13 protein-coding genes are annotated in these 23,264 nt (G+C 69.1%); 9 read left to right on the plus strand and 4 right to left on the minus strand.

Annotation, left to right across the window (positions count from 1 at the left end):
* The first annotated feature begins 8 nt into the window (after positions 1–8).
* The gene (locus tag OG876_RS14790; protein ID WP_328525421.1) at positions 9–1,568 is read left to right on the plus strand and encodes a GGDEF domain-containing protein; all 1,560 of its coding nucleotides are present in this window, start codon (positions 9–11) and stop codon (positions 1,566–1,568) included.
* Here OG876_RS14790 and OG876_RS14795 read toward each other — a convergent pair.
* Positions 1,562–3,004, minus strand: coding sequence for a class I SAM-dependent methyltransferase (locus OG876_RS14795; RefSeq protein WP_328525422.1), 1,443 nt, complete (start codon positions 3,002–3,004; stop codon positions 1,562–1,564). The two genes, OG876_RS14790 and OG876_RS14795, sit on opposite strands and share 7 nt — an antisense overlap.
* Before the next feature lie 7 nt (positions 3,005–3,011).
* A complete protein-coding gene (locus OG876_RS14800; protein ID WP_328525423.1) occupies positions 3,012–6,689 on the minus strand; it encodes an NPCBM/NEW2 domain-containing protein in 3,678 nt (1,225 codons plus the stop codon).
* Positions 6,690–6,846: 157 nt separating this feature from the next.
* On the opposite strand from OG876_RS14800, the gene OG876_RS14805 reads away from it, so the two are divergent.
* The 5 genes from OG876_RS14805 to OG876_RS14825 all read left to right on the plus strand — a co-directional run bounded on the left by OG876_RS14805 (position 6,847) and on the right by OG876_RS14825 (position 16,418).
* On the plus strand, positions 6,847–8,181 hold the full coding sequence (locus OG876_RS14805) for an alpha/beta hydrolase family protein (protein ID WP_328525424.1): 1,335 nt from the start codon (positions 6,847–6,849) through the stop codon (positions 8,179–8,181).
* 273 nt (positions 8,182–8,454) lie between these two features.
* The gene (gene topA, locus OG876_RS14810; protein ID WP_442914131.1) at positions 8,455–11,181 is read left to right on the plus strand and encodes a type I DNA topoisomerase; all 2,727 of its coding nucleotides are present in this window, start codon (positions 8,455–8,457) and stop codon (positions 11,179–11,181) included.
* Between the two features lie 14 nt (positions 11,182–11,195).
* A complete protein-coding gene (locus OG876_RS14815) occupies positions 11,196–11,633 on the plus strand; it encodes a Fur family transcriptional regulator (RefSeq protein WP_328525425.1) in 438 nt (145 codons plus the stop codon).
* Between the two features lie 226 nt (positions 11,634–11,859).
* Positions 11,860–13,539, plus strand: a complete 1,680-nt coding sequence (locus OG876_RS14820; RefSeq protein ID WP_328525426.1) for a sialidase family protein — start codon at positions 11,860–11,862, stop codon at positions 13,537–13,539.
* A 98-nt stretch (positions 13,540–13,637) separates the two neighbouring features.
* A complete protein-coding gene (locus OG876_RS14825; RefSeq protein WP_328525427.1) occupies positions 13,638–16,418 on the plus strand; it encodes a glycoside hydrolase family 2 TIM barrel-domain containing protein in 2,781 nt (926 codons plus the stop codon).
* Here OG876_RS14825 and OG876_RS14830 read toward each other — a convergent pair.
* A complete protein-coding gene (locus OG876_RS14830) occupies positions 16,398–17,294 on the minus strand; it encodes an LLM class F420-dependent oxidoreductase (protein WP_328525428.1) in 897 nt (298 codons plus the stop codon). The two genes, OG876_RS14825 and OG876_RS14830, sit on opposite strands and share 21 nt — an antisense overlap.
* Positions 17,295–17,361: 67 nt before the next feature.
* On the minus strand, positions 17,362–18,780 hold the full coding sequence (yczR, locus tag OG876_RS14835) for an aminotransferase-like domain-containing protein (protein ID WP_328525429.1): 1,419 nt from the start codon (positions 18,778–18,780) through the stop codon (positions 17,362–17,364).
* 63 nt (positions 18,781–18,843) lie between these two features.
* Between yczR and OG876_RS14840 the strand changes: the two genes are divergently transcribed.
* Genes OG876_RS14840 through OG876_RS14850 form a run of 3 tightly spaced genes read left to right on the plus strand, consistent with a single transcriptional unit; the run spans position 18,844 to position 23,144 of the window.
* The gene (locus OG876_RS14840) at positions 18,844–19,944 is read left to right on the plus strand and encodes a pyridoxal phosphate-dependent aminotransferase (protein WP_328525430.1); all 1,101 of its coding nucleotides are present in this window, start codon (positions 18,844–18,846) and stop codon (positions 19,942–19,944) included.
* Positions 19,945–19,953: 9 nt separating this feature from the next.
* Entirely contained in the window at positions 19,954–21,939 is a 1,986-nt protein-coding gene (gene tmk, locus OG876_RS14845; protein WP_328525431.1) for a dTMP kinase, read from the plus strand.
* Positions 21,936–23,144: a DNA polymerase III subunit delta' gene (locus tag OG876_RS14850; RefSeq protein ID WP_328525432.1), complete on the plus strand. Its 1,209-nt coding sequence runs from the start codon at positions 21,936–21,938 to the stop codon at positions 23,142–23,144. The genes tmk and OG876_RS14850 overlap by 4 nt, the downstream gene beginning before the upstream one ends.
* The last annotated feature ends 120 nt before the right edge of the window (positions 23,145–23,264 follow it).

The following is a 23,264-nucleotide window of genomic DNA, read 5'->3' on the forward strand; positions in this document are numbered from 1 at the left end:
GGGGTGTGGTGCGCGAGACGTCGGGGGTGACGGCACGGATCGCCGCGGCGATGACGCTGGCGCAGTCGGGCGGTCCGGCCGAGGCCGCGCTCGAGATCAACACGCTGCTGACCGAGCTCGGGCCGGAGCCCAGCCATCAGCGGGCCGCGGCCGAGTACGTGCGGGCCGTCGCGGCGCATCACGCCACCGACGCGGTCGAGGCGCTGGACGCCGTCGACGGCTGCATCCGGGTCGCCCGGGCGATTGACGAGCCCGGCTGGGAGGCGAACGCGATCGCGATCCGGATCGTCACGCTGATCCGCACCGGCGAGGGCGGCGACTCGGTCGCGGACCTGGTCGCCGCGGAGAACGCGCTCTCGCGGACCCGCGACCTCGGGCTGGCCGGCTGGGCGCACACCGGCCTCGGCTACGCCTACGACCTGCTCCGGCTGTACGAGCTGTGCATCCCGCACTTCGAGCTCGCCGCGGAAGGCGACCACGATCCCCTCGGGCTGGCCGAGGCGCCCGCGATCAACCGGCTCAATCTGGCCGAGTCCAACCTGCGCTGGGCGCACGAGCTCGAGCGCCTGGGCGACACGTCGTACGACGAGGAGATCCGCGAGCGGAGGCGGTCCGCGCACAAGTGGGCGGGTGAGGCGGTCGAGGTGATCGTCCGTGCCGACCTGCTCGGGTACTGGCCGATCGCCGGAAGGCTGTGGCTGGCCGCCAGCAACGATCAGACGGACGCTGCCGAGGCCGCGGCGATCCTCAAGGACTGCAGGGACCAGCTGGCCAAGCTGGGCGACCTGGAGCTCGCTGCGATCGCGGGAGCGTATCTGGCCAAGGCATACGCCACCATCGGACGGCTCGACGACGCCATGGAGGCTGCGCACCGGGCCGGAAGCGAGCTGCCACCCACATCCGATCCGCCGGTCGAGGCACTGATCCGGCACACGACTGTGCTGATCGTGGCGGAGTCAGGCGATCCGGGAGCGGTTGCCGGGCTGCAGTACGCGCGGGCGATCACCAGAGGCTGGTGGGCGGAGCGGTTGCGCGGTCTGTACGCCGTACGCAGCGCACTGGCCAACCATGAGCTCTCGATCCGGCACGACGCGGAGTGGCGGGCCGCACGGGAGGATCCGCTGACCGGTGTGGGCAATCGCCGGGCGCTGGACGAGCGGATGTCGGTCGCGCACGACGCCGGCCGGTCCGTGGCGGTGATCGCGATCGACGTGGACAACCTCAAGGTGATCAACGACAGCTACGGGCACGCCTGCGGAGACGACATACTCCGTCGTGTCGGGCAACTGCTGTCCGAGCAGTGCCGAGCCGAGGACGTGGTGGCGCGGGCCGGTGGCGACGAGTTCGTCGTCGTACTGGACAAGCCGGACGAGCGTGGTTCGCGGGAGCTGGTGGAGCGGATCAAGGCCGCGGCGGAGCGGGAGGCGGCGGTGGCCCGGGAGCCGTGGTTCGCGATGCTGCGGCTCAGCATCGGGCAGGCGAGCAGCACCGACGGTACGCCGGTGGCCGAGCTGCTGACCGAGGCCGATCGGCGCATGTACGCCGAGAAGCGCCGGCGCCGTCAGTAGTCCAGAAAGCCTTCCACGACAAGGCGTCTGACCGTCGGCAGGTACTCGCGGTATACATCCTGCAATGGACGATCGAGCAGGTCGGCAAGTGCGTCCAGGATCTGCCCGACAGTCAGGTCGCCGTCGCATGCGCCCACGAAGCCGGCCAGCACGGTGTCCGCCTGTTCCGCCCGCCGCATCCCACGCTGCCGCCGGAGCACGATCGTCGCGGGGTCCTCCGCACCCGGCTGACCGCTTGTCTCCTGGACCACGTCGTCCGCCAGCACCAGGTGCAGGCCGGTGAGGTCGTCGGGCAAGCCCTCTGCCCGCTCGAACCGGCGCAGTACGTGCGGACCGATCGGCCGCTCGATCTCATACGGCCAGGCCTCGGCCTCGAGTGTGCCCTCCACGTTGTGCATGGTGATCCAGCCCATGCCGATCGCCTCGACTGCTTGCTCGTCGAGCCAGCGCATCCATTCGTCGTACCGGGCCGTGTACTGCGGGGACCCGTGCAGACCGGCGTCACGCAGCCAGAGCTCGACGTACTCGGACGGGTCGAGCTGCTCGCGCTGTACCGCCCACGCGGACCGATCACCCGTCCAGCCGGCGACTCGGTCCTGCCAGTCCTCACCGCGCACGCAGGTCCAGTTGGCGAGCAGTTGGCACCAGCCACCCTCGGTCAAGTGGTACGGCGCCTGCCGCACCAACTGCTCGATCACGGCGTCACCGGCGAACCCGGTCTCGCGGTAGGTCAGCCCACCACCCGGTGGCGAGATCACGTACGGCGGATTGCTCACGATCAGGTCGAACCGCTCGCCACTGACCGGCTCGTACAGACTGCCTTCGCGGACGTCGAGGTCGATCCGGTTCAGCGCGGCCGTCCACCGGGCCAGCTGGAGCGCTCGCGGGTTGACGTCGGTGGCGACGAGTTGGTTGACCCGGTCGGCCAGGTGCAGCGACTGGATCCCGCAGCCGGTGCCGAGGTCGAGCGCTCGCTCGGCCTTGATCGGCACGGTCAGATGGATCAGGCTCAGGCTGGCCGGCGCGATCCCGAGCACGTAGTCCGACCGCATCGGCTCCCGCCGCCCGTCGAGCCCGGGCGTCAGGTCGGCGATCACCCACCACTGCCGGTCGTCCTCCGCGAACGGCCGGATGTCCAAGACCGCCCGCGCTTCCCCGCCGCTGACCTTGATGATGCCAAGAGCAACCAGGTCCAGGCCGGGAATCGCCTGTGTGACAAGGGATTCCGGTACGCCGTGTTGCAGCAGGAACAACCGGATCATCGTGTCCAGCTCGTCACCGCCGTCGGTGCGCCGGCCCGCAAGAGTCGTCTCGTTGCGGGCCAGCGCACCGTTGGCCTGGGGACCCAGCCGGTCGGCGACACCCTCGACCGTGTACCCGGCTGTTGTGAACGCCTGTCGCAGCGCATCCACGTCGGTCCCCGTCAGCTCAGTCATGCAGCCATTATGGGTTGCAGCTCACCTTGGCCTCCGCCCAGTCGGCGTGATCGCTGGTGATGCCGTCGCCGCCGTCGGTGACCTGCAGGGTGAGGGTCTGGCCGCCGGCCACGTTCACCGAGACGTCCGCGGTGGGCGACGTACCGGTGAGGAGATCCGAGGTGTACTTGGCGACCCCGTCGACCAGGACCTTGAAGCTGACCTTGCCGCGGTCCTCCATCTCGTCGTCCACCCCGACCTTGGCGGTGAAGGTCGTGCAGTTGCCGCCGAGCCGCACGCTGGCCGACGACGGCGCGTGGGTGCCGAGGCCCTTCGCGTACTGCACGCCGTCGAGAGTGATCGGGCCGCCGTCACCGACACCGTCCTCGCCGTTGCTGTGATCCCGCTCCACAGGTCCCCAGCCGTTCGTCGAGTCGAGGAACTCCAGGTCGCTCACCCACTGCTCGCCAGTAGGTGCCGGTGGCAACGGTTTGTCGGCGATCGTGGCGGCGAAGAAGCCGAGTCCGCCGCCGGGCAGTTTGATCGCCTTGACCGTCTTCCCCGGATCGAGCGGTACGGCGGTGTAGAAGACCCGGTAGTCGGTCGTGGTGTTGCTCAGACCCGCTGGTGTGTAGCGGCCCTTCACCGACACCGCGAGCTTGGCGCCACCCGTCGCCGGGTCCTGGCAGCACCAGTTCGGTAGCTGGAACGTGCCCTGGGACTCGGAGCCGTCGGTGTAGATGATCGTCACCGTCCCGCGGGCGTTGAGACTCGCGCCCGCACCCAGCAGCGCGAGGTGCGTACCGGTGCCGGAGACCAGGATCGGGGCCGGCTGGTTCTTCACCAGGTTGGGCGTTCCGGGCGCTCCGGTCGGCCAGGTGAACTGCGCGTCCTGGACGGTGACCGTGGCACCCGGCGTGTAGCCGGCCGCGGCGAGCGCTTCGCCGTTGTAGCTGTCGCCGGATCCGTCGAAGTTGCCCTGGGCATAGGTGGCGGCGTCGCTGACACCGACCACGTTCGCGGCCTGGGACAACGACGCGTACGGCAATTGAGCCGTTGCCACCGCGCTGTTGGTGTAGCTATTGCCCTGGGCAACATAGCTGGCCTTCAGCTCCAGCGTGAAGCTTGCGGGCTTGACGTCGGCGGCGGGGGTGACCTGCAGCTTGGTCGTGACCGTCTTGCCCGGAGCCACGCCGGCAAAGGTGTTCGAGCCGGTGACAGTCCAGCCGTTGGGGACCTGGACGTCGAGACGCACGTCGCGGGCGGTCGTCGTGGTGCCGTTACGGAAGGTGGCGGTCACCTCGGTGGCCTGCCCCGGAGCGTTCCAGAGCGAGGGAGTGGTGAGTTCGGGAGTGCCGAAGGTGTTGGTGACCGTGCTGCCACCGCCGACCGAGGAGGTGCCGGCGAGCCGGACGACCGCGGTGTGTGCGGTGGAGATCGGTGCGGTGTCGATCCGGACGACGCCGTTCTCATAGGTCCAACTGGTCCGGCGTCCGTCGACCGTGACCTCGCGCGGTGCGGTGCCGGTGTGGACGGTGAGCTCGTACGGACGGGTCGCCGGCTTGCCGGTGTAGGAGCCGACGCTGGCGCCGATCTTCACGGTCACGTCGCCACGGGACTGCGTCGGCGCGTCCACCGCGAAGGCTTGCTGAGCCGAGTTGGTCGAGCGGGTGACGCGGTCGTCCTCGTAGAGCGTGAAGGACGACTTGCCCTGCGGATAGATGTCGACCGAGAGCCGGTCGCCGAAGCCCTGCTCGGCGGCGTTGTTGATCCCGGCCTTCCACATCGGCACGACCGCTCCGGCCTTGACGAACAGCGGCAGTGTGTCGAGTGCCGCGTGATAGCCGTTCACCGTGGTCGGGCCCTGGTAGACCCGTCCGGTCCAGTAGTCGATCCACTGGCCCTTGGGCAGGTAAATGCCGTTCTTCACCTCGTCAGCGCCCCACATCGGTGCGACGAGGAACTCCTTGCCGGCCAGGAACTCGTATTTCGTGGTGTCATCCCAGGTCTTCGGATCGTCCGGGTACTCCAGCACCAGTGAGCGGTTGAGCGGTGCTCCGGTCCGGTGCGCCTCAGCGGCATACGTGTAGAAGTACGGGAGCAGGCGCTCGCGGAGCTTGAGGTACTTGCGGTTGATCGAGGTGTACGGGTCGCCGTACGCCCACGGCTGCTTGTACGCCGGGGTGGACCAGCCAGACATCGTCATGAAGGCCGGGTTGAACACCTTCCACTGCATGTCCCGGACGTACGACGTGGCCGAGCCGCCGAAGATGCCGTCGACGTCACCGGCGCTGTAGGCGATACCGGAGTTGCCGGAGCCGGTGATGGCGGGGATCTGCCACTTGATCGCGTCCAGCGAACCACTGTGGTCGCCGGTCCACTGCACCGCACACCGCTGCGCACCGGCCCAGCCCTCCACCATCCAGGCGAAGCCACGGGCGTTGCTGTACTGCTCGATGCCGTTGTGCGCGGTATCGCAGGCACTCAGCGCGTAGCGGTAGCCAGGGCCGACCCAGGCGACGTCCAGCTTGCGTACGCGAACCCCAGCCTCGCCGACCTCGGCCGGCTGCCGGTCCAGCGAGGACTGTGTCCACAGTCCCATCTGGAGGTTGCGCTGCCGCAGCTCGTCACCGGTCTGCTTGAGTGCGGGGATGTCGCGCTTGCCCCACCACGTGCCGTCGACCTGCTCGGAGTCTGTGTTGGCGGAGTAGCCGCAGCCGTAGTCGTCGTTGACCAGCATCCAGCCGCCGGGCATGTCCTCGTCCTTGAACCGCTGAGCCACCTTCACCGCGTCCAGCGTGGTCACCTTGTCCGGGTTGACCTTCCAGTCGTTGTTGGGGTCGGGGTCGGTCCCGTAGTGACCGCGGTTGTAGCAGTCGGAGTCGCCGTACTCGAGTCCGTAGATCGGCGGCATGAACGGGCGGCCGGTGAGCTCGGTGTAGCGGTCCAGCGAGGTCTTCAGGTCGCCGACGAAGTAGTACGCGTCGAACCGCTGCTCGTCGTGCGTGGTGACCACGGGACTGGTGAAGCTGTAGCTGCCCGGGCTGAACGTGTTCCGCAGTACGCCGTACCCCGCGGTGCTCATGTAGTACGGCGAGGCGTTCGGGTTGCCGCCGTCCTCCCAGTTGAAGTCCCGGGAGATCTGGATGGTCTGGTCGCGGTGCGAGAAGCGGCCGTTCTGCATGCCGCCGCCGAAGAACTGCTCGTTCGGGCCGCGGCCGAGCGACTGGGTGGTGGACGTGTCGTTCCAGGACAGCGGAGCGGTCTCGGCCCAGACCAGCTGGCCGTTCGTCCGGTAGAGGGAGAACTTCAGCGGCGACTTCTGCGCGCGGACCTCGACCTTGCCGGTCGTCAGCGAGTAGTAGGAGCCGCGGTCCCGCCAGGTCGTGTGCGGGGTGCCGTAGTCGATCTTGGTGACGATGGTCGATGCCGGCGCGTTCGGATCGGTGGGCGGCGTACCGGCCGGGTCGGTGAAGTTCCCGTCCGGCGCCAGCCAGAGCCGGAAGACGTCGTCCTTCAGGAAGACCACGCGCACCTTCGCCGCGCCGGCGCTGAGGGTGTACGTCGCCTTGTCGGCGAAGAACGCGGTCACGTCACCGAGCGTGGTGTCGCCGGCCGCAGTTTGGGCGGTCGCAGGCCCGCCGTTGACCAGGACGCCGGTGATCACGGCCATGGCGGCGGCCGCGACAATTACTGAACGTTTCATGCGGACAAAGATGCTCACGAGTGCCTCACTTCACGCATCAATGAACAAGATGCGGTCATTGAAGCGCAGAGTGGTCGACTTGTCACCAGGTCGGCCGTCATCAAGTTGGGACGGGGTCTCCATCACAGGGTGAAAACCGGCGATGACGATGAGTCGCATGGCGAACCCACGTCCCATCAGCACCGCCCGTCACACACTCACCAGGCGCGGCCTCCTGACCGGCGGGCTGGCCGCGGGGTTCGCGCTGGCCGCTCCTGGCCTGGCACGGGCGATCCCGATCGATCCGGACGCGACCGCCCGCCCCGCCGGCGACCCGGACTTCCATCCGGTGAGGTTCCGGCTGCCGGCGCCGACCGGGCGGCGGGCGCTCGGGACGACGGCGATCCACCTGGTCGACCAGTCCCGGCCGGATCCGACCATGCCCAGCGGACGCCGGGAGCTGATGATCAGCCTCTGGTACCCGGCCTCGGTGGTCGGCTCCGCGCCCGTCGCCAAGTACATGCCCGCCCGGACCGCGGTCGAGGTGGACGACGCCTGGACCGGTGAGTACGGGCTCGCGCTGCCGACCGGGTCGTTCGACTTCGCCGGGACCGAGACGCACTCGCGCGTCGACGCGCCGATGCAGCCCATCCGGCATCCGGTCGTCCTGTTCTCGCCCGGCTATCAGTACAGCCGGTTCGTGAACACCGCGCAGGTCGAGGACCTGGCCAGCCGCGGGTACGTCGTGGTGACGATGGACCACACGCACGAGGCGCCGGTCGAGTTTCCCGGCGGGCGGTTCCTGCCCGGCGTACCGGCCTCGCAACTGTCCGATCCGGACTTCACCCGGCAGGCGGTCGAGACCCGGACCGCGGACGCGCGGTTCGTCCTGGACCAGCTGGACCGGATCGCCGGCGGCGGGAATCCCGATGCCGAGGGCAACGATCTTCCGGACGGGCTGGGCGACGGGCTGGACCTGCGCAAGGTCGGCATGTTCGGTTTCTCGCTCGGTGGGTACGCGACCGCTAACACGTTGCTCGAGGACGAGCGGCTGGTGGCCGGCATCAACCTGGACGGCACGCTGCGGGACGACCCGGCGAAGGGCCCGCTCGGCGAGGTGGCCCGGAAGGGACTGGACCAGCCGTTCCTGCTGTTCGGCTCGGGCGACACTCAGCGAACCGATCCGGGCAAGAAGTACTACGACCCGTCCTGGGCCAGTTTCTGGGCCGCCCAGCGCGGCTGGAAGCTGAATCTGGGCCTGGCCGGGACCAAGCAGAAGGCGTTCACCGACTACCAGTTCATCTTCGACCAGCTCTTCCACGAGATCTACGGCGACGACCCGATCATCACCTCAGTGATGAAGGCTCTCGTCGGCGGCGCGGAGCCGCAGCGCAGCGTGCTGGCCCAGCGCGACTACATCGCCGCCTTCTTCGACCAGACCCTCCGCCGCCGCCCGTCCCTTCTGCTCCGCGGCGACTCCCCAAAGTTTCCGGAAGTCCACTTCGCCCGCTGAGACGGCGTACGCTCGGAAGGCTCGGGGCGGGGCTGGGGGACGTCGGCCGGGGCAGGTTGTGGCCGCGGAGCGACGCGCGGTGCGAGTGGGTTCTTGGCCACACTCTGGAACCCTGAGGGGTGTAATCGGGCCCGCACCGGTTACCGTGCGTTGAGAAATGCGTTGCCGTCGGCCGTACTCTGTCCTCGGACGGGGGTCGGAGTGTGCTCGGGGGAACAGACGTCCGGTCATGGGCGTTGTCGGCAGGACGAGAAGGCTAGAGCAAGGAGCGCAGTGGCAGGGGCAGCAGGGACGAAGACATCGACGGGCAGCCGCCTGGTGATCGTCGAGTCGCCGAAGAAGGCGCGGATGATCGCCGGCTTCCTGGGGTCCGGGTACGTGGTGGAGTCGAGCTTCGGCCACATCCGGGACCTGCCGAGCGGGGCGGACGAGATCCCGGCGAAGTACAAGGGCCTGCCCTGGGCGCGGCTCGGCGTGAACGTCGAGGACCACTTCGACCCGCTGTACGTCGTACCGGCCGACAAGCGGGCACAGATCCGCAAGCTGAAGGACCTGCTCAAGGGCGCCGACGAACTCTTCCTCGCCACCGATGAGGACCGCGAGGGCGAGGCGATCGCCTGGCACCTGCTGGAGGAGCTGAAGCCGAAGGTCCCGGTCAAGCGGATGGTCTTCCACGAGATCACGCCGAAGGCGATCCAGGACGCGGTCGGCAACGCCCGGGACATCGACGAGGACCTGGTCGACGCGCAGGAGGCCCGCCGCATCCTCGACCGGCTGTACGGCTACGAGGTCTCGCCGGTGCTGTGGAAGAAGGTCATGCCGCGGCTGTCGGCGGGCCGGGTGCAGTCGGTCGCGATCCGGATGGTGGTCGACCGCGAGCGGGAGCGGATCGCCTTCCGGAGTGCGTCGTACTGGGACCTGGACGCCACGCTGGACGCCGGCGAGAGCCGGACGCCGCGGCAGTTCCCCTCCCGCCTGGTCTCGGTGGACAGCAAGCGGGTGGCGCAGGGCCGCGACTTCAGCTCGATCGGTGAGCTGAAGGGCGCGAACACGGTCCACTTGAACGAGGAGACCGCGACCGCGCTGGCCGGCGCGCTGCGCGACTCGCAGTTCTCGGTCCGGTCGATCGACTCCAAGCCGTACACGCGCAAGCCGTACGCGCCGTTCCGGACCACCACGCTGCAGCAGGAGGCCGGCCGCAAGCTCGGCATGTCCGCCTCGCAGACGATGCAGATCGCCCAGCGGCTGTACGAGAACGGCAACATCACCTATATGCGAACCGACAGCGTCACGCTGTCGGACACGGCGATCACCGCCGCCCGGGCCCAGGTCCGCGAGCTGTACGGCGCGTCGTACCTGCCGGACAAGCCGCGGGTCTACACCTCCAAGGTGAAGAACGCCCAGGAGGCGCACGAGGCGATCCGGCCGGCCGGCGAGGTCTTCCAGACCCCGGCGCAGACCGGTCTGTCCGGCGCGGAGTACCGGCTGTACGAGCTGATCTGGATGCGCACGATCGCGTCCCAGATGAAGGACGCCGAGGGCCGCAGCGTCTCGATCAGGATCGACGCGACCGCGTCGACCGGCGAGAAGTGCGAGTTCACGTCGTCCGGCCGGGTGATCACCTTCCACGGCTTCCTCAAGGCGTACGTCGAGGGCGCGGACGACCCGTCCGCCGGGACGGACGACCAGGAGACCCGGCTGCCGGACGTCGCCGAGGGCGACGTGCTGCCCGCGATCGAGGTGCTCGCCTCCGGGCACGAGACCAAGCCGCCGGCGCGCTACACCGAGGCGACGCTGATCCGCGAGATGGAAGAGCGCGAGATCGGGCGGCCGTCGACGTACGCCACGATCCTCGGCACGAACGTGGCCCGCGGGTACATCTACAAGAAGGGCCAGGCGCTGGTGCCGGCCTGGCTGGCCTTCGCGGTGGTGCGGCTGCTCGAGGAGCACTTCACCCGGCTGGTCGACTACGCGTTCACCGCCACCATGGAGGACGTCCTCGACGAGGTCGCCTCCGGTGACCTGCAGCGCGAGGGTGTGCTGTCCCGGTTCTACTTCGGTGACACCGACCTCGAGGGCCTGCAGTCGATGGTGAGCGACCTGGGCGACATCGACGCCCGGGAGATGTCGACGTTCCCGGTCGGCGGTGACGACAGCGGCATCGTGCTCCGGGTCGGGCGCTACGGGCCCTACGTCGAGGACAAGGACGAGCGGCGCGCGAACGTACCGGAGGACCTGCCGCCGGACGAGCTGACCGTCGAGAAGGCCCAGGAGCTGCTGTCCCAGCCGTCGGGTGTCGAGCACGAGCTCGGTACGGCGCCGGACACCGGTCTTCGCGTGGTTGCGAAGGCGGGCCGGTTCGGACCCTATGTGACCGAGGTCCTGCCGGAGGACGCGCCGAAGGGCGCCAAGCCGCGGACCGGGTCGCTGCTGAAGTCGATGGCACTGGACAGCATCGGCCTCGACGACGCGATGAAGCTGCTGTCGCTGCCGCGAGTGGTCGGCAAGGACCCAGCCACCGGCGAGGAGATCACGGCGCAGAACGGGCGCTACGGGCCGTACCTGAAGAAGGGCACCGACTCGCGGTCGCTGCAGACCGAGGACCAGATGTTCGACATCACCCTCGAGGAAGCGCTGAAGATCTACTCCGAGCCGAAGCAGCGTGGGCGCCGAGCCGCCGCGCCGCCGCTGAAGGAGCTGGGCGCGGACCCGGAGTCCGGTCAGCCGGTGGTGGTGAAGGAGGGCCGCTTCGGTCCGTACGTGACCGATGGCGAGACGAACGCGACGTTGCGCAAGGACGACTCGGTCGAGACGATCTCGCTGCTGCGCGCCGCCGAGCTGCTGGCCGACAAGCGGGCCCGCGGGCCGGTGAAGAAGACCGCCAAGAAGTCGGCCACCAAGAAGACCGCTGCGAAGAAGACGGCGGCGAAGAAGACCACCACGAAGAAGACCGCCGCGAAGAAGACCACGGCCAAGAAGACGGCGGCGAAGAAGTCCTGAAAGAAGGTGCGCCGGTGACGAGTCCGGTCGAGGTCAGCGCGCAAAGACTACGGGAGCGGGGTGAGCGGGTCACCCCGGCTCGGCTGGCGGTCGTTGAGGTCCTCGCGGGCACCGAGGAGCACCTGAGCGCGGAGCAGATCGGCGAACGGGCCGAGGAGCTGCGCCCGGGGATCCACCGTGCCACCGTCTACCGGGCTCTGGACGCGCTCGGTGAGTTCGGCCTCGTCACGCACGTCCACCTCGGCCGGGCGGGGACGACGTACCACCTGGCCGGGGATCTCGCGCCGCGCCACCTGCACCTGCGTTGCTCCGAGTGCGGCAAGGTGTACGACGCTCCCGGCGACATCCTCGAGTCGGCCCGGAAGAAGGTCCAGCGCGAGCTCGGCTTCCAACTCGCCCCTGAACAAGTAGCCCTCGTCGGTACCTGCAGAAACTGCGCCAAGAGCACCTGACACGAGCTCTGGGCGCGTCGCCGGGCCAGGCTTACGCTGACGCCGGACACGTTTGTCACGGCCCAGGCCATTCCTGTGGTGAACGCTCCGCTTGCCCGGACCTGGGCCGCGCGGAGAGGAGTTCCCCGTGCGTTCCTTGCGACGATGTCTGATTCTGGCGGCTGCCCTCGCGCTCGGCGCGATAGGACTTCCAGCAGCTCATTCCGCCCCGACTGTCGACGCTCTCGTGACCGTCGCCAGCCCCCCGACCACGCACCCCCAGAACGCGCAGAACGAGCCCGCCCTGGCGGTCAGCGCCAGCCGGCCGGATGTGCTCGCCGCCGGCGCCAACGACCTGGTGGACATGCAACCGTGCTCACGACTCGCATCCACCGAGCACGCCGCGTGTTCGTTCCCACTCGGCACCTTCAACCTGGGTGTGGGACTCACCGGTGTGTACTTCTCGTTCAACCGCGGTCACACCTGGACCCAGCCGACGTACTCAGGCCTGACCGCGGCCGACTGCAGTCCGACCGTCGAGCCCTGCGTCCCACACGTCGGCCCGATTCACACCGTGCCGAACTACTACGAGAACGGACTGCGTTCGCGCAGTGACCCAGGCGTGGCCTTCGGACCCGCCCCCGGTCCGAACGGATTCTCCTGGGCCAACGGCGACCGGCTCTACCTGTCCACTCTGGCCACGAACCTCACCGACACCGTGATCCGCAACGGCAGCGGTCAGAACAGCCCCACCGGAGTGACCGTCTCGAGCATCGACAACGTGACACCGGCCCGGATCGCCGTCCAGTCCAACTGGTCGCGGCCGTACTTCGCCGCACCGCATGCGGCATTCAGTTCCGGACTCGACAAGGAGCAGATCTGGGCGGACAACGCCGAGAGCAGCCCGTTCTTCGGCAACGTGTACGTCTGCTACTCCGACTTCCACAGTTTCAGCGGGGGCAACGCCTTCCCACTGAAGCCGATGGTGTCGACCTCCCGTGACGGCGGTGTCTCCTGGAAGCAGCACCAGGTCGCACCTGCGATCGCCAACGGCAAACAGGGTGCGTACGACGGTTGCACCGTGCGGACCGACAGCCACGGTGTCGTCTACGTGTTCTTCACACACTTCGGCGGGACCAGCCTGGCCGGCTTCCACACCGTGATCAAGTCGCTGGACGGCGGCCAGACCTGGCGGCAGCCGAAGGACGTCGTGGCGATCACCGATCCGTGCTTCCACAACGACCCAGTGACCGGACGGTGCATCGTCGACGGCGTCTCCGGCGCCCGGACCGACCTCGCCGCGATGCCCAGCATCGATATCGCCAACGGGGCGCCGACCGGGGCGAACGCGACCAACGAGATCGTCAACGCCTGGGTCGACGGGCGCGACGGCCCTGACCATGAGAAGGCGTTCTTCGCCTACTCGACCAACGGAGCGGCGTCGTTCAGTACACCGACGCCGATCTCCCCGGCGGGCGACATCTCGACGTATGCCGCACCGGCCATCAGCCCGGACGGCAAACGGGTGTACGTGACGTCACAGGCGTTCACGCAGCCCTTCCAGACGACCACGGTCAACCCGCGGCCGGAACACGGAGTCCTGCAGAGTGCCGCGATCGGGGCAGGTGGTGCCCCGGGCGCCTGGTCGACGGAGTACTCCGGACCGCTCGGTGACGCACGCGGGTCGTCGCAGGGCCGGATCCTGTACAACGAGTTCCTCGGCGATTACGTCTACACGATCGCTACCCGCACCTATGGCACCGGCGTGTGGACCGACGTTCGCCGGACCGTCCACTGTTCGGCGATCGACGCCTGGCGTCAGCGGTCGGCGAACGCCGGAACTGTGGTTCTGCCGGCACCGTGGCCGCTGGGTGACTGCCCGGCAGACTTCGGCAACAACGACATCTTCAGCGCCACCACCGGATAGGAGTATGCGTGGACAGCCCTGACCGGAGGAGGTCAGGGCTGTCCATATCTGTTGATCGGTGTGGATTCGTGAACAGCTAGGGCTTAGGGTCGATGCCTGTGACCCAAGACCACAGCTATGTCGAGGACTTTGCTCCCGGCGCCAACGTGCTTCCCCCGCGGGCCTGGCTGGACGACGACTCGGCCAAGCTGCCGCTGTCCGGTGACTGGAGTTTCCGGCTGTCGCCGAGCGTGGCCGACGCCCCGGACGACCTGAAGGACCCGGACACCTCCGGATGGGACACGATCGCCGTCCCGGGTCATTGGCAGCTCAGTGGGTACGGCGCTCCGGCGTACACGAACGTGGTCTACCCGTTCCCGCTCGAGCCGCCGTACGTGCCGACCGACAACCCGACCGGTGACTACGTCCGGACCGTGACGATCCCGGCGGACTGGGCCGGCGCCCGCGTGGTGCTGCGGTTCGAGGGTGTGGACTCGCGGTTCGCGGTGCACGTCAACGGCGAACTGGCCGGCTGGTCGTCCGGTTCGCGACTGCCGTCGGAGTTCGACGTCACCGACCTGGTTGCCCCGGGCAAGGAAGCTCGGATCGTGGTGCGCGTGCACCAGTGGTCGGCCGGCAGTTATGTCGAGGACCAGGACATGTGGTGGCTGTCCGGGATCTTCCGCGAGGTCAATCTGCTGGCTCTGAAGCCGGCCGCGCCGACCGACGTCTTCGTCAAGGCGGCGTACGACCACGTCGAGGGTGCCGGCACGCTGCTCGTGGAGTCCGACGTACCGGGCACTGTCTCGGTGCCTGAGTTGGGCCTCGAGCTGGCGACGGGTGAGCACACCCGGATCGAGAGCGTCGAGCCGTGGAGCGCCGAGGTCCCACGCCTGTACGACGGTGTGTTGCGGACCGAGGGTGGTGAGGTGCGGCTGCGGATCGGCTTCCGCACGGTCGCGATCGTCGACGGCATCCTGACCGTCAACGGCAACCGGGTGCTGTTCAACGGCGTCAACCGGCACGAGTTCCACCCCGACCGCGGTCGCGCGCTGACCGAGCAGGACATGCTGGACGACGTATTGCTGATGAAGCGGGCCGGGATCAACGCGGTCCGGACCAGCCACTACCCGCCGCACCCGCACTTCCTCTCGCTGTGCGACGCCTACGGCCTCTACGTGATCGACGAGTGTGACCTGGAGACGCACGGGTTCGGGTACGAGCCGCAGCCGCCGAAGCTGCCGAACCCGGTGATGGACCCGCGGTTCCGCGACGACCTGGTGGCGCGGATGGCGCGCACCGTGCACCGGGACAAGAACCACCCGTCGATCATCATCTGGTCGCTCGGCAACGAGTGCGGGATGGGCGAGAACCTGCGAGCGATGTACGACCTGGCGAAGGAGCTCGACCCGTCGCGGCCGGTGCACTACGAGCGGGACACCGAGGCCGAGTTCGTCGACATCTACTCGCGGATGTACACCTCGCCGGAGGGCTGCGCGGAGATCGGCGCGGACTCCTCGCTGTACCGGAACCTGCCGTTCATCCTGTGCGAGTACGGCCACGCGATGGGCAACGGTCCGGGCGGACTGCTCGACTACCGCGAGGTGTTCGACAAGTACCCGCGCTGCCAGGGCGGTTTCATCTGGGAGTGGATCGACCACGGCATCCGGACCACGATCGACGGCCGCGAGGTCTACGCGTACGGCGGTGACTTCGGCGAGACGATCCACGACGGGAACTTCGTCTGCGACGGACTGCTGTTCCCCGACCGGACGCCGTCACCCGGCATGCTCGAATACGTCAAGGTGATCGAGCCGCTGCGGATCGTTGCTGACGGCAACGGTGGCGTATCGATCACCAACCGCTACGAGGTGCTGGACACAAGTCACCTGACCTTCACGTATGTCGTGGCGGTCGAAGGCGAGCAGGTCGACGCCGGGACCCTCTCGGTGCCGGCGATCGCGGCCGGTGAGACGGTGACGGTGGAGCTGCCGTCGGTCGATGCGTCGAAGCCCGAGACCTGGGTGACGGTCGCGGCCGAGCTCGCCTCGCCGACCTCGTGGGCGGACGCAGGCCACCGCATTGCCTGGGGACAGATCCGGGTGGACGAGCCGGCTGAGCCAGCGGCTGTTGTTGGCGGATCGCCCGCTGACGGTGAGGCAGGCGTCGATGGGATCACCGTCGCCGGGGTGAAGAACGCCCGAATGGATGTCTCGCGGGCGCCGATCGACAACGACGCGATCCCGGGGGTCGCGAAGGCCTGGCGGGAGCAGGGTCTGCACCGGGTGCAGCACCGAATCGTCTCCCAGGGTGAGCGCGACGGCGCGTGGGAGGTCGTGACCCGCACGGCGCCGCCGCAGCTGCAGTGGGGTCTCGTCAGCACCTGGCGCTGGACCGCCGTCGACGATGCGGTCGTTCTCGAGCTGAACGTCGTACCCGAAGGCCTGTTCCCGGAGGTGCTGCCGCGGCTCGGCGTCACCTTCGAGCTGCCGAAGGTGGAGCGCGTCGAGTGGTTCGGCACCGGCCCCAACGAGGCGTACGCCGACACCCGCGAGGCCGCCGCGGTCGGGAAGTACTCGGCCACGGTCGCCGAGCTGCAGACGCCGTACGTCCGTCCCCAGGAGAACGGCCACCGCATCGACACCCGCTGGGCCACCCTCGACGGCCTCCGGGTCGAGGCGATCGGCACCCTCTTCGGCCTCACCGTCCGAGACTGGACCACCGACGACCTGGAGACCGCCAAACACACCGCGGACCTCGTCCGCGGCGACACCACCTACGTCACCCTCGACATCGCCCAAACCGGCGTAGGTACAGCCGCCTGCGGCCCCGCCCTCCCCGACCGCGACAAACTCAAAACCGCTCCGGCGTCCTTGTCTCTACGCTTCACCACGAGCTAGCGCCTCGGCCAGTTGGCGGTACTCGGCGCGGGGTAGCCGTCGCTTGGTGCGGTCCGGGGTGTCGGTCTGCCAGGTCAGGAGCTGGATGGCGACGTGATCGGCTCCTGCCTGGTGGTGTTCGGTGATTCTCGCCAGCACGGTGTCCGGATCTCCCCACGCGACGGTGGCGTCGATCAGCCGGTCGCTGCCGCCGTGGGCGAGGTCGTCGTCGGTGAAGCCGAGCCGGCGCAGATTGGTCGCGTAGCCACGCTTCGTCAGGTAGAAGTCGAGGGCCTGGCGAGCGATGGCGCGTGCCGTCGTCGGGTCGGTCTCCAGCACCACCTTCTGTTCCGGCGCGAGCAGTGGCCCGGGGCCGAGCGCCGTACGGGCTGACGCCGTGTGATCCGGGGTGATCAGGAACGGATGGGCGCCGCGGCTCCGGGCGGCCGAGAGCGCCAGCATGCGGGGTCCGACTGCAGCCAGGATCCTGCCCTCGGCCGGGACGCCCGCCGCGTCCAGGTGGTCCAGGTACTGCGTCAGTTCGCGATAAGGGGACAGCGTCCACTGGGCCGGTTCGCGGGGTCCGTTGCCGATGCCGAGCAGGAGTCTGCCCGGGGACCGCTTCTCGGCTTGGTGGTACGCCTCCGCGACATCGGCGGAGCTGTGCACCCAGATGTTCACGATCCCGGTAGCGACCGTGATCCGCTCCGTCGCCGCGAGCGCGGTCGCCGCCAGGTCGAACATGTCCGGACCGTTGCCGAGCCAGATGGTGCCGAATCCCAGTTCCGCCAGTTCGACGACGGCCTCCGGCAACTGGTCGCCCTCCTGGGCCCAGAGTGACGACGGCGCCCAGATCCCGACGGTCCCCAGCGGCCGGACGTGCTGATCCGATGGCATAGCCCGACGGTATGGCCCGGTGGCCGCGCCGTCAGGATCCACTTTTCAGCCGGTGGACCGGTCGTGGTCAGATAGCGATGGTCGGGCGGGGGTGTACTCGATCGGCTGGGGGGTTGTAGGCGTGCCAGGCGGTGGTCAGGCGGGTGACGGCCTCGGTGAGGTCGTCGGGGCGGGCGCGGAAGTGTAGGCGTACGTAGCTGTCGCTTGCGCCGGTTACGTCGAGGCCGGCGCCGGGGAGGATGGCCAGGCCGTGGCGGAGGGCTGTTTGGGCGAAGGAGTTGCCGTCGCCGTGGGGGAGTTTTGCCCAGAGGGTCTGGCCGCCTTGGATGGTTGGGACGTGCCAGCTCGGGAGGTGCTCGGCCAGGAGGGCTTGGAGGTGGTCGTGGCGGGCCTTCAGCTCCCCCGCACGGCCTAGGTCGTCCAGTTGGGTGACAAGATGGGCCGCGGCCAGCTGGGTGGGGACGTTTCCGCCCAGGTCGTGGACGGCGCGGATGCGGGCCAGGCGGTTGACGAGAGGTACGGCGGCGCGGATCCAGCCGATGCGGAGGCCGCCCCAGATGCTTTTGCTGAGAGAGCCCACCGAGATGACCGCGTCGCTGAACGCCGCCAAGGACATGGGCCGCGGTTCACCCGGGAAGCCGAGGTCAGCCGGCACTTCGTCCTCGATCAGAGGTACGTCGGCCGCGACCCTGGCCAGTCGCTCACGGGCCAGCGGGGACAGCACCGAGCCGGTGGGGTTCTGGTACGTCGGGATGACGTAGGCGGCCGCCGGACGACGCTCCCGGACAGCGGCCTCAAAACCGCCGAGTCCGACCGGCAGACCGCGCAGCACCGCGCCCTTCTCCCGGAACGCCTCCAAAGCGCCCGGGTACGTCGGAGCCTCGACCAACACCTGATCGCCAGGCGACAGCAACGCATGAGCCAGCAGCGACAACGCTTGCTGACCCCCGTTCGTCACCAGGATCTGGTCCGGCGTCGTCGGCACACCGTGCCCGGCGTAACGGGCGGCCAGCGCCTCACGCAGTACTGGATGGCCGTACGGGTAGTACCCGATGTCACCCGAGATCCGGCTGAGCTCCGGCACGATCCGCGCGTACGCCTCCGCCAGTTGCGGCGGCGGATCGCCGGGAGCGGCACAGATGGCGAGCAGTACGTCGTCGTCCCGCGACTCCAGCGAGTCAAGGAAGATCGGATCCACGGGGGCGTCTTCAAGAGCACCGGTGCTCGGCGTACCCGCGACGCGTGTCCCACTGCCCTGGCGGCGAGTGATCCGGCCCTCCGACCGGAGCAACTCGTAGGCCCCGACCACGGTCGTGCGACCGACGGCCAGAGCGCCGGCCAAGGAACGGTCCGGTGGCAGCAGCACGCCGGGAGGCAGCTCGCCGTCGTCGATCAGCCGGCGGAGGCGGGTCGCGAGGAGCACGTACAGCGGGCCGCGGCCGGATGACCAGCGGCCCAACCGCTCAACCACCTCGATTGGCCTCATTCGCGAACCAATTCTGCCGGATTGGCTCTGGGGACGCCAGTGAAACCCTCGGACGATGGCGGTATGGCCACCTTTCCCCGCAACGACATCGCGTCCCTGACCGCCGAACATCCCCGGCACGACCTCGGCGAGAGCTACGGGCCGGACCTCCGGCTCGCAGACCTGTTGACCCCGGAGCTGGCCGACCTCGAGCTCGGCTACGGCACCGCACCCGGTGACCCTCGCCTGCGTTCGGCGATCGCCGACCGCCACGGCGTCCGTCCGGAGCAGGTCGTCGTCACGGTCGGCGGGATGCATGCGATCTTCCTGCTCGCCTACCTGCTGGTGGATCGCGGCGGTCAGGTCGTCACGACCCAGCCGCTGTTCCCGTCGACCGGCAATGCCTACGCATCGATCGGTGCCGACGTCCGCGCGGTCCCGTTGACCTTCGACGGCGGTTACCGCCTGAGCGCCGACGCCGTCCGGGCGCAGCTCACGCCCGACACCAAGCTGGTCAGCCTGACGACACCACAGAACCCGTCCGGAGTCGCCGTACCCCACCAGACCCTGGAAGAGATCGTCGCCGCCATGGCCGAGATCTGCCCGGACGCGTACCTGATGGTCGACGAGACCTACCGGACCGCGGCGTACGGCGATGATCCGGTCGCGGCGACCGCGGTCGACCTCGGCCCGAAGGTCGTGACGGTCGCGTCGCTGTCGAAATGCCACGGCGCGGCCGCGCTGCGGATCGGCTGGATCGTCAGCACCGATGCGGACCTGGTCGATCGCGTGGTGACCGCGAAGTTCAACACGGTCGTGTCCGCGTCCCCGGTGACCGAGGCGCTCGCCGTCCGGGTGCTGGAGCGCGAGGACGAGATTCTCGCCGTACGACGGGCATCGCTCGCCGAGGGACTGGCCATCACCGAGGGGTGGGTCCGGGACAACAGCGACGTGATCGAGTGGGTCCGGCCGGATGCGGGTGCGCTGTGCGCGGTCCGGCTGAAGCCGCAGGTCGATCTGGGCCGGTTCCGCCGGGCGGCCGCGGACTTCGATGTGCGGCTGGCCGACGGCGACTGGTTCGGCGACGAGCCCGGGGTGTTCCGGCTCGGGTTCGGATTCCCGCCTCCGGTCGAGCTGAAGGCGGCCCTGGATGCGCTGCGTCAGGCTGTCGATGCCGCCCACTAGTCTTTGGGTGTGCCGGAGGTTTATGACCCGCTGACCGATCCTGCACCGGCGCATGATGTGCGTGCGGTGTTGCGGATCCGGGCGTTCCGGCGGCTGTGGGTCGCCTTCGGGCTGTCCAGTCTGGGCGACTGGATCGGGTTGCTGGCCTTGACGGCGATGGCGAAGGCGTTCGCCGGCGACGACTACCAGGCGGCGAACTTCGCGATCGGCGGGGTGCTGTTCCTGCGCGTACTGCCGGCCCTGGTGATGGGCCCGGTGGCCGGCTGGATCGCGGACCGGCTGGACCGGCGCTGGACGATGATCATCGGCGACCTGGTCCGGGCCGCGTTCTTCGTCAGCATCCCGCTCGTCGGCACGCTGACCTGGGTGCTGGTGGCGACCGTGCTGATCGAGATCGTCAGCCTGATCTGGGGTCCGGCCAAGGACGCGAGCGTGCCCAACCTGGTGCCCCGGCACCGGCTCGAGGCAGCCAACCAGCTCAGCCTGATCACGACGTACGGGACCGCCCTGCCGGCCGCGGTCATCTTCACCGCGATCACCTTGGTGTCCCGCTGGGCCGGCGACTTCGCGATCGACCTGGCCGTGTACGTGAACGCCGCGACCTTCGTCATCTCGGCCCTGGCGATCGTGTCGGTCTCCGAGATCGGCCGCGCCATCCACGAGCACGAGGACCATCCGACGCTGTGGCGGACCATGGTCGAGGGCTGGTCCTACGTCACCGGTACGCCGGTGGTCCGCGGTCTCGTGGTCGGGATCTCCGGCGCGTTCGCGGCCGGTGCGGTCGTGATCGGCCTCGGCCGCACGTATGTCGAGGGTCTCGGAGCCGGCGACCCCGGGTACGGCGTGCTGTTCGGCGCCGTCTTCGGCGGTCTCGCCCTCGGCATGGGGTTCGCGCCGCGGCTCTTCTCCGGTCTGTCCCGGCGCCGGCTGTTCGCGGCCGGCCTGGTCGGCTCAGGGATCTGCCTGGCCGGACTGGCGCTGATCCAGCAGATCGAGATCGCCACCATGATCGCGATCCTGCTCGGCTTCTGCGCGGGCGCGTCCTGGGTCTCCGGCTACACGCTGCTCGGTCTCGAGGTCCCGGACGCGGTCCGCGGCCGGACCTTCGCGTTCGTCCAGTCCGCCGTACGCACGGTCCTCGCGGTCACGCTGGCGATCGCCCCGTTCGCGGCCGGTGCGATCGGCCGGCACACGTACACGATCGGCGGCAAGTCGGTCACCTACAACGGTGCCTCGATGACCATGCTGATCGCCGCGATCCTGGCCGGGGTGATCGGAGTGATCGCGTGGCGGCAGATGGACGATCGTCCGGGCGTCCCGTTCTGGCGCGACGTACGGCGCAGCTTCGGCAAGACTACTGGCGTGTATCCGACCACCGGCCTGTTCATCGCGCTCGAAGGCGGTGAGGGCGCGGGGAAGTCGACGCAGTCCGCGCTGCTCGTGGAGTGGCTGAAGGAGCAGGGCCAGCAGGTCCTGCTCACCCGCGAGCCGGGCGCGACCGACCTCGGCAAGACGTTGCGGCAGATCGTCCTCGACCCGGCCACCGGCGACATCTCGCATCGCGCCGAAGCGCTCATCTACGCCGCCGACAAGGCCGAGCACGTGGACTCGGTGATCAAGCCCGCGCTCAAGGCCGGCGCCGTCGTCATCACCGATCGGTACGTCGACTCCGCGCTGGCGTACCAGGGATCCGGGCGAGATCTCGACCTGTCCGACGTCGAGCGGGTGAACCGCTGGGCCACCGACGACCTCCGGCCGAACCTGACCATTCTGCTCGACCTGCCCCCGAAGAGCGGCCTCGGCCGCTTCGCCGAGCGGGACCGGATCGAGTCCCAGTCGCACGACTTCCACGAGCGGGTCCGGACCGCGTTCCTCGAGCTCGCCGCCGCGGAGCCCCAGCACTACCTGGTCCTCGACGCCACCCAGGACCGCGACGACCTTGCCCAGCAGATCCGCGCCCGGCTCCAGCCGATCCTTCCGAAGGTGGACCTATGAGTGTGTGGGACGACCTGGTCGGGCAGGAGCCGGCTGTCGCCGTACTGAAGCGGGCCGTGGCCGGCGCCGCGGCCGGGATGCGGGGCGAGACTGGCGCCGCGGTCGCCGGGATGACGCATGCGTGGTTGATCACCGGCCCGCCCGGATCCGGCCGCTCGAACGCAGGGCGGGCGTTCGCGGCCGCGCTGCAGTGTCACGACCTTGGCTGTGGCGAATGCAACGACTGCCGTACGGCGCTCAGCGGCGCGCACCCGGATGTGTCGCTGATCCGGACCGAACTGCTGTCGATCCGGGTCAGCGAGATCCGTGAACTGGTCCGCCGGGCGGCGATGAGCCCGACCCAGGGCCGGTGGCAGGTGATGGTCGTCGAGGACGCGGACCGGTTGACCGAGCAGGCCGCCGACGCGTTGCTGAAGAGCATCGAGGAGCCCGCGCCCCGGACGGTCTGGGTGCTGTGCGCGCCGACCGTGGAGGACGTCGTACCGACGATCCGGTCGCGGTGCCGGCTGCTGGTGCTGCGGACGCCGCCGGTGGCCGCGGTGGCGGACATGCTGACCAGCAAGCTGGGAGTGGATCCGGAGCTGGCCGGGTTCGCGGCGCGGGCGGCGCAGGGGCACATCGGGCGGGCGCGGGCGCTGGCGCGCGACGAAGAGGTGCGCGACCGGCGGAACAAGGTGCTCGAGGTTCCGTTCGCCTTACGGGATCTCGGGGCCTGTCTGAAGGCTGCCCAGCAGTTGGTCGAGGCGGCCAAGGACGAGGCCAAGGCCAGCGCCGAGAAGGTCGACGAGAAGGAACGGGCCGCGCTCGAGCAGGCGCTCGGCGTCGGAACGAAGGGCGCCAAGCCGCGGGAGGCCAACGCCGCGCTGAAAGAGCTCGAGGACCAGCAGAAGGCGCGCGCCAAGCGCTGGGAACGCGACGTGCTCGACCGGTCACTCGTCGATCTGATGGCGCTCTACCGGGACGTGCTGGTCGTGCAGACCAACGCCGGCACCGAGTTGATCAACGCCGAGCTGCACCGCAACATCGAGCAACTGGCCGGCCGGACGACGCCGGAGCAGACCATTCTCCGGATCGGTGCGATCACCGCCTGTCGTGAGGCCATCGAGGCCAACGTCGCACCCCTGCTCGCCCTCGAGGCGATGACCGTCTCGCTGTTCGAGGGCCGCAACGACGGCCCGCACGTCCCGCGCCGGGTCCAGCGATAACCGCGTGGTCACTCTCTGAGACTGCCGTCCGATTACTGGGCAGCTGCTGTAACACCGAGACCGGTCAGTCCGATGTTCGGGTGTCCGAGCACTACCGCTCGGCCGATCGCCGAACGGACG

It is taken from the genome of Kribbella sp. NBC_00359, assembly GCF_036097425.1.
Classification (GTDB): Bacteria; Actinomycetota; Actinomycetes; order Propionibacteriales; family Kribbellaceae; genus Kribbella.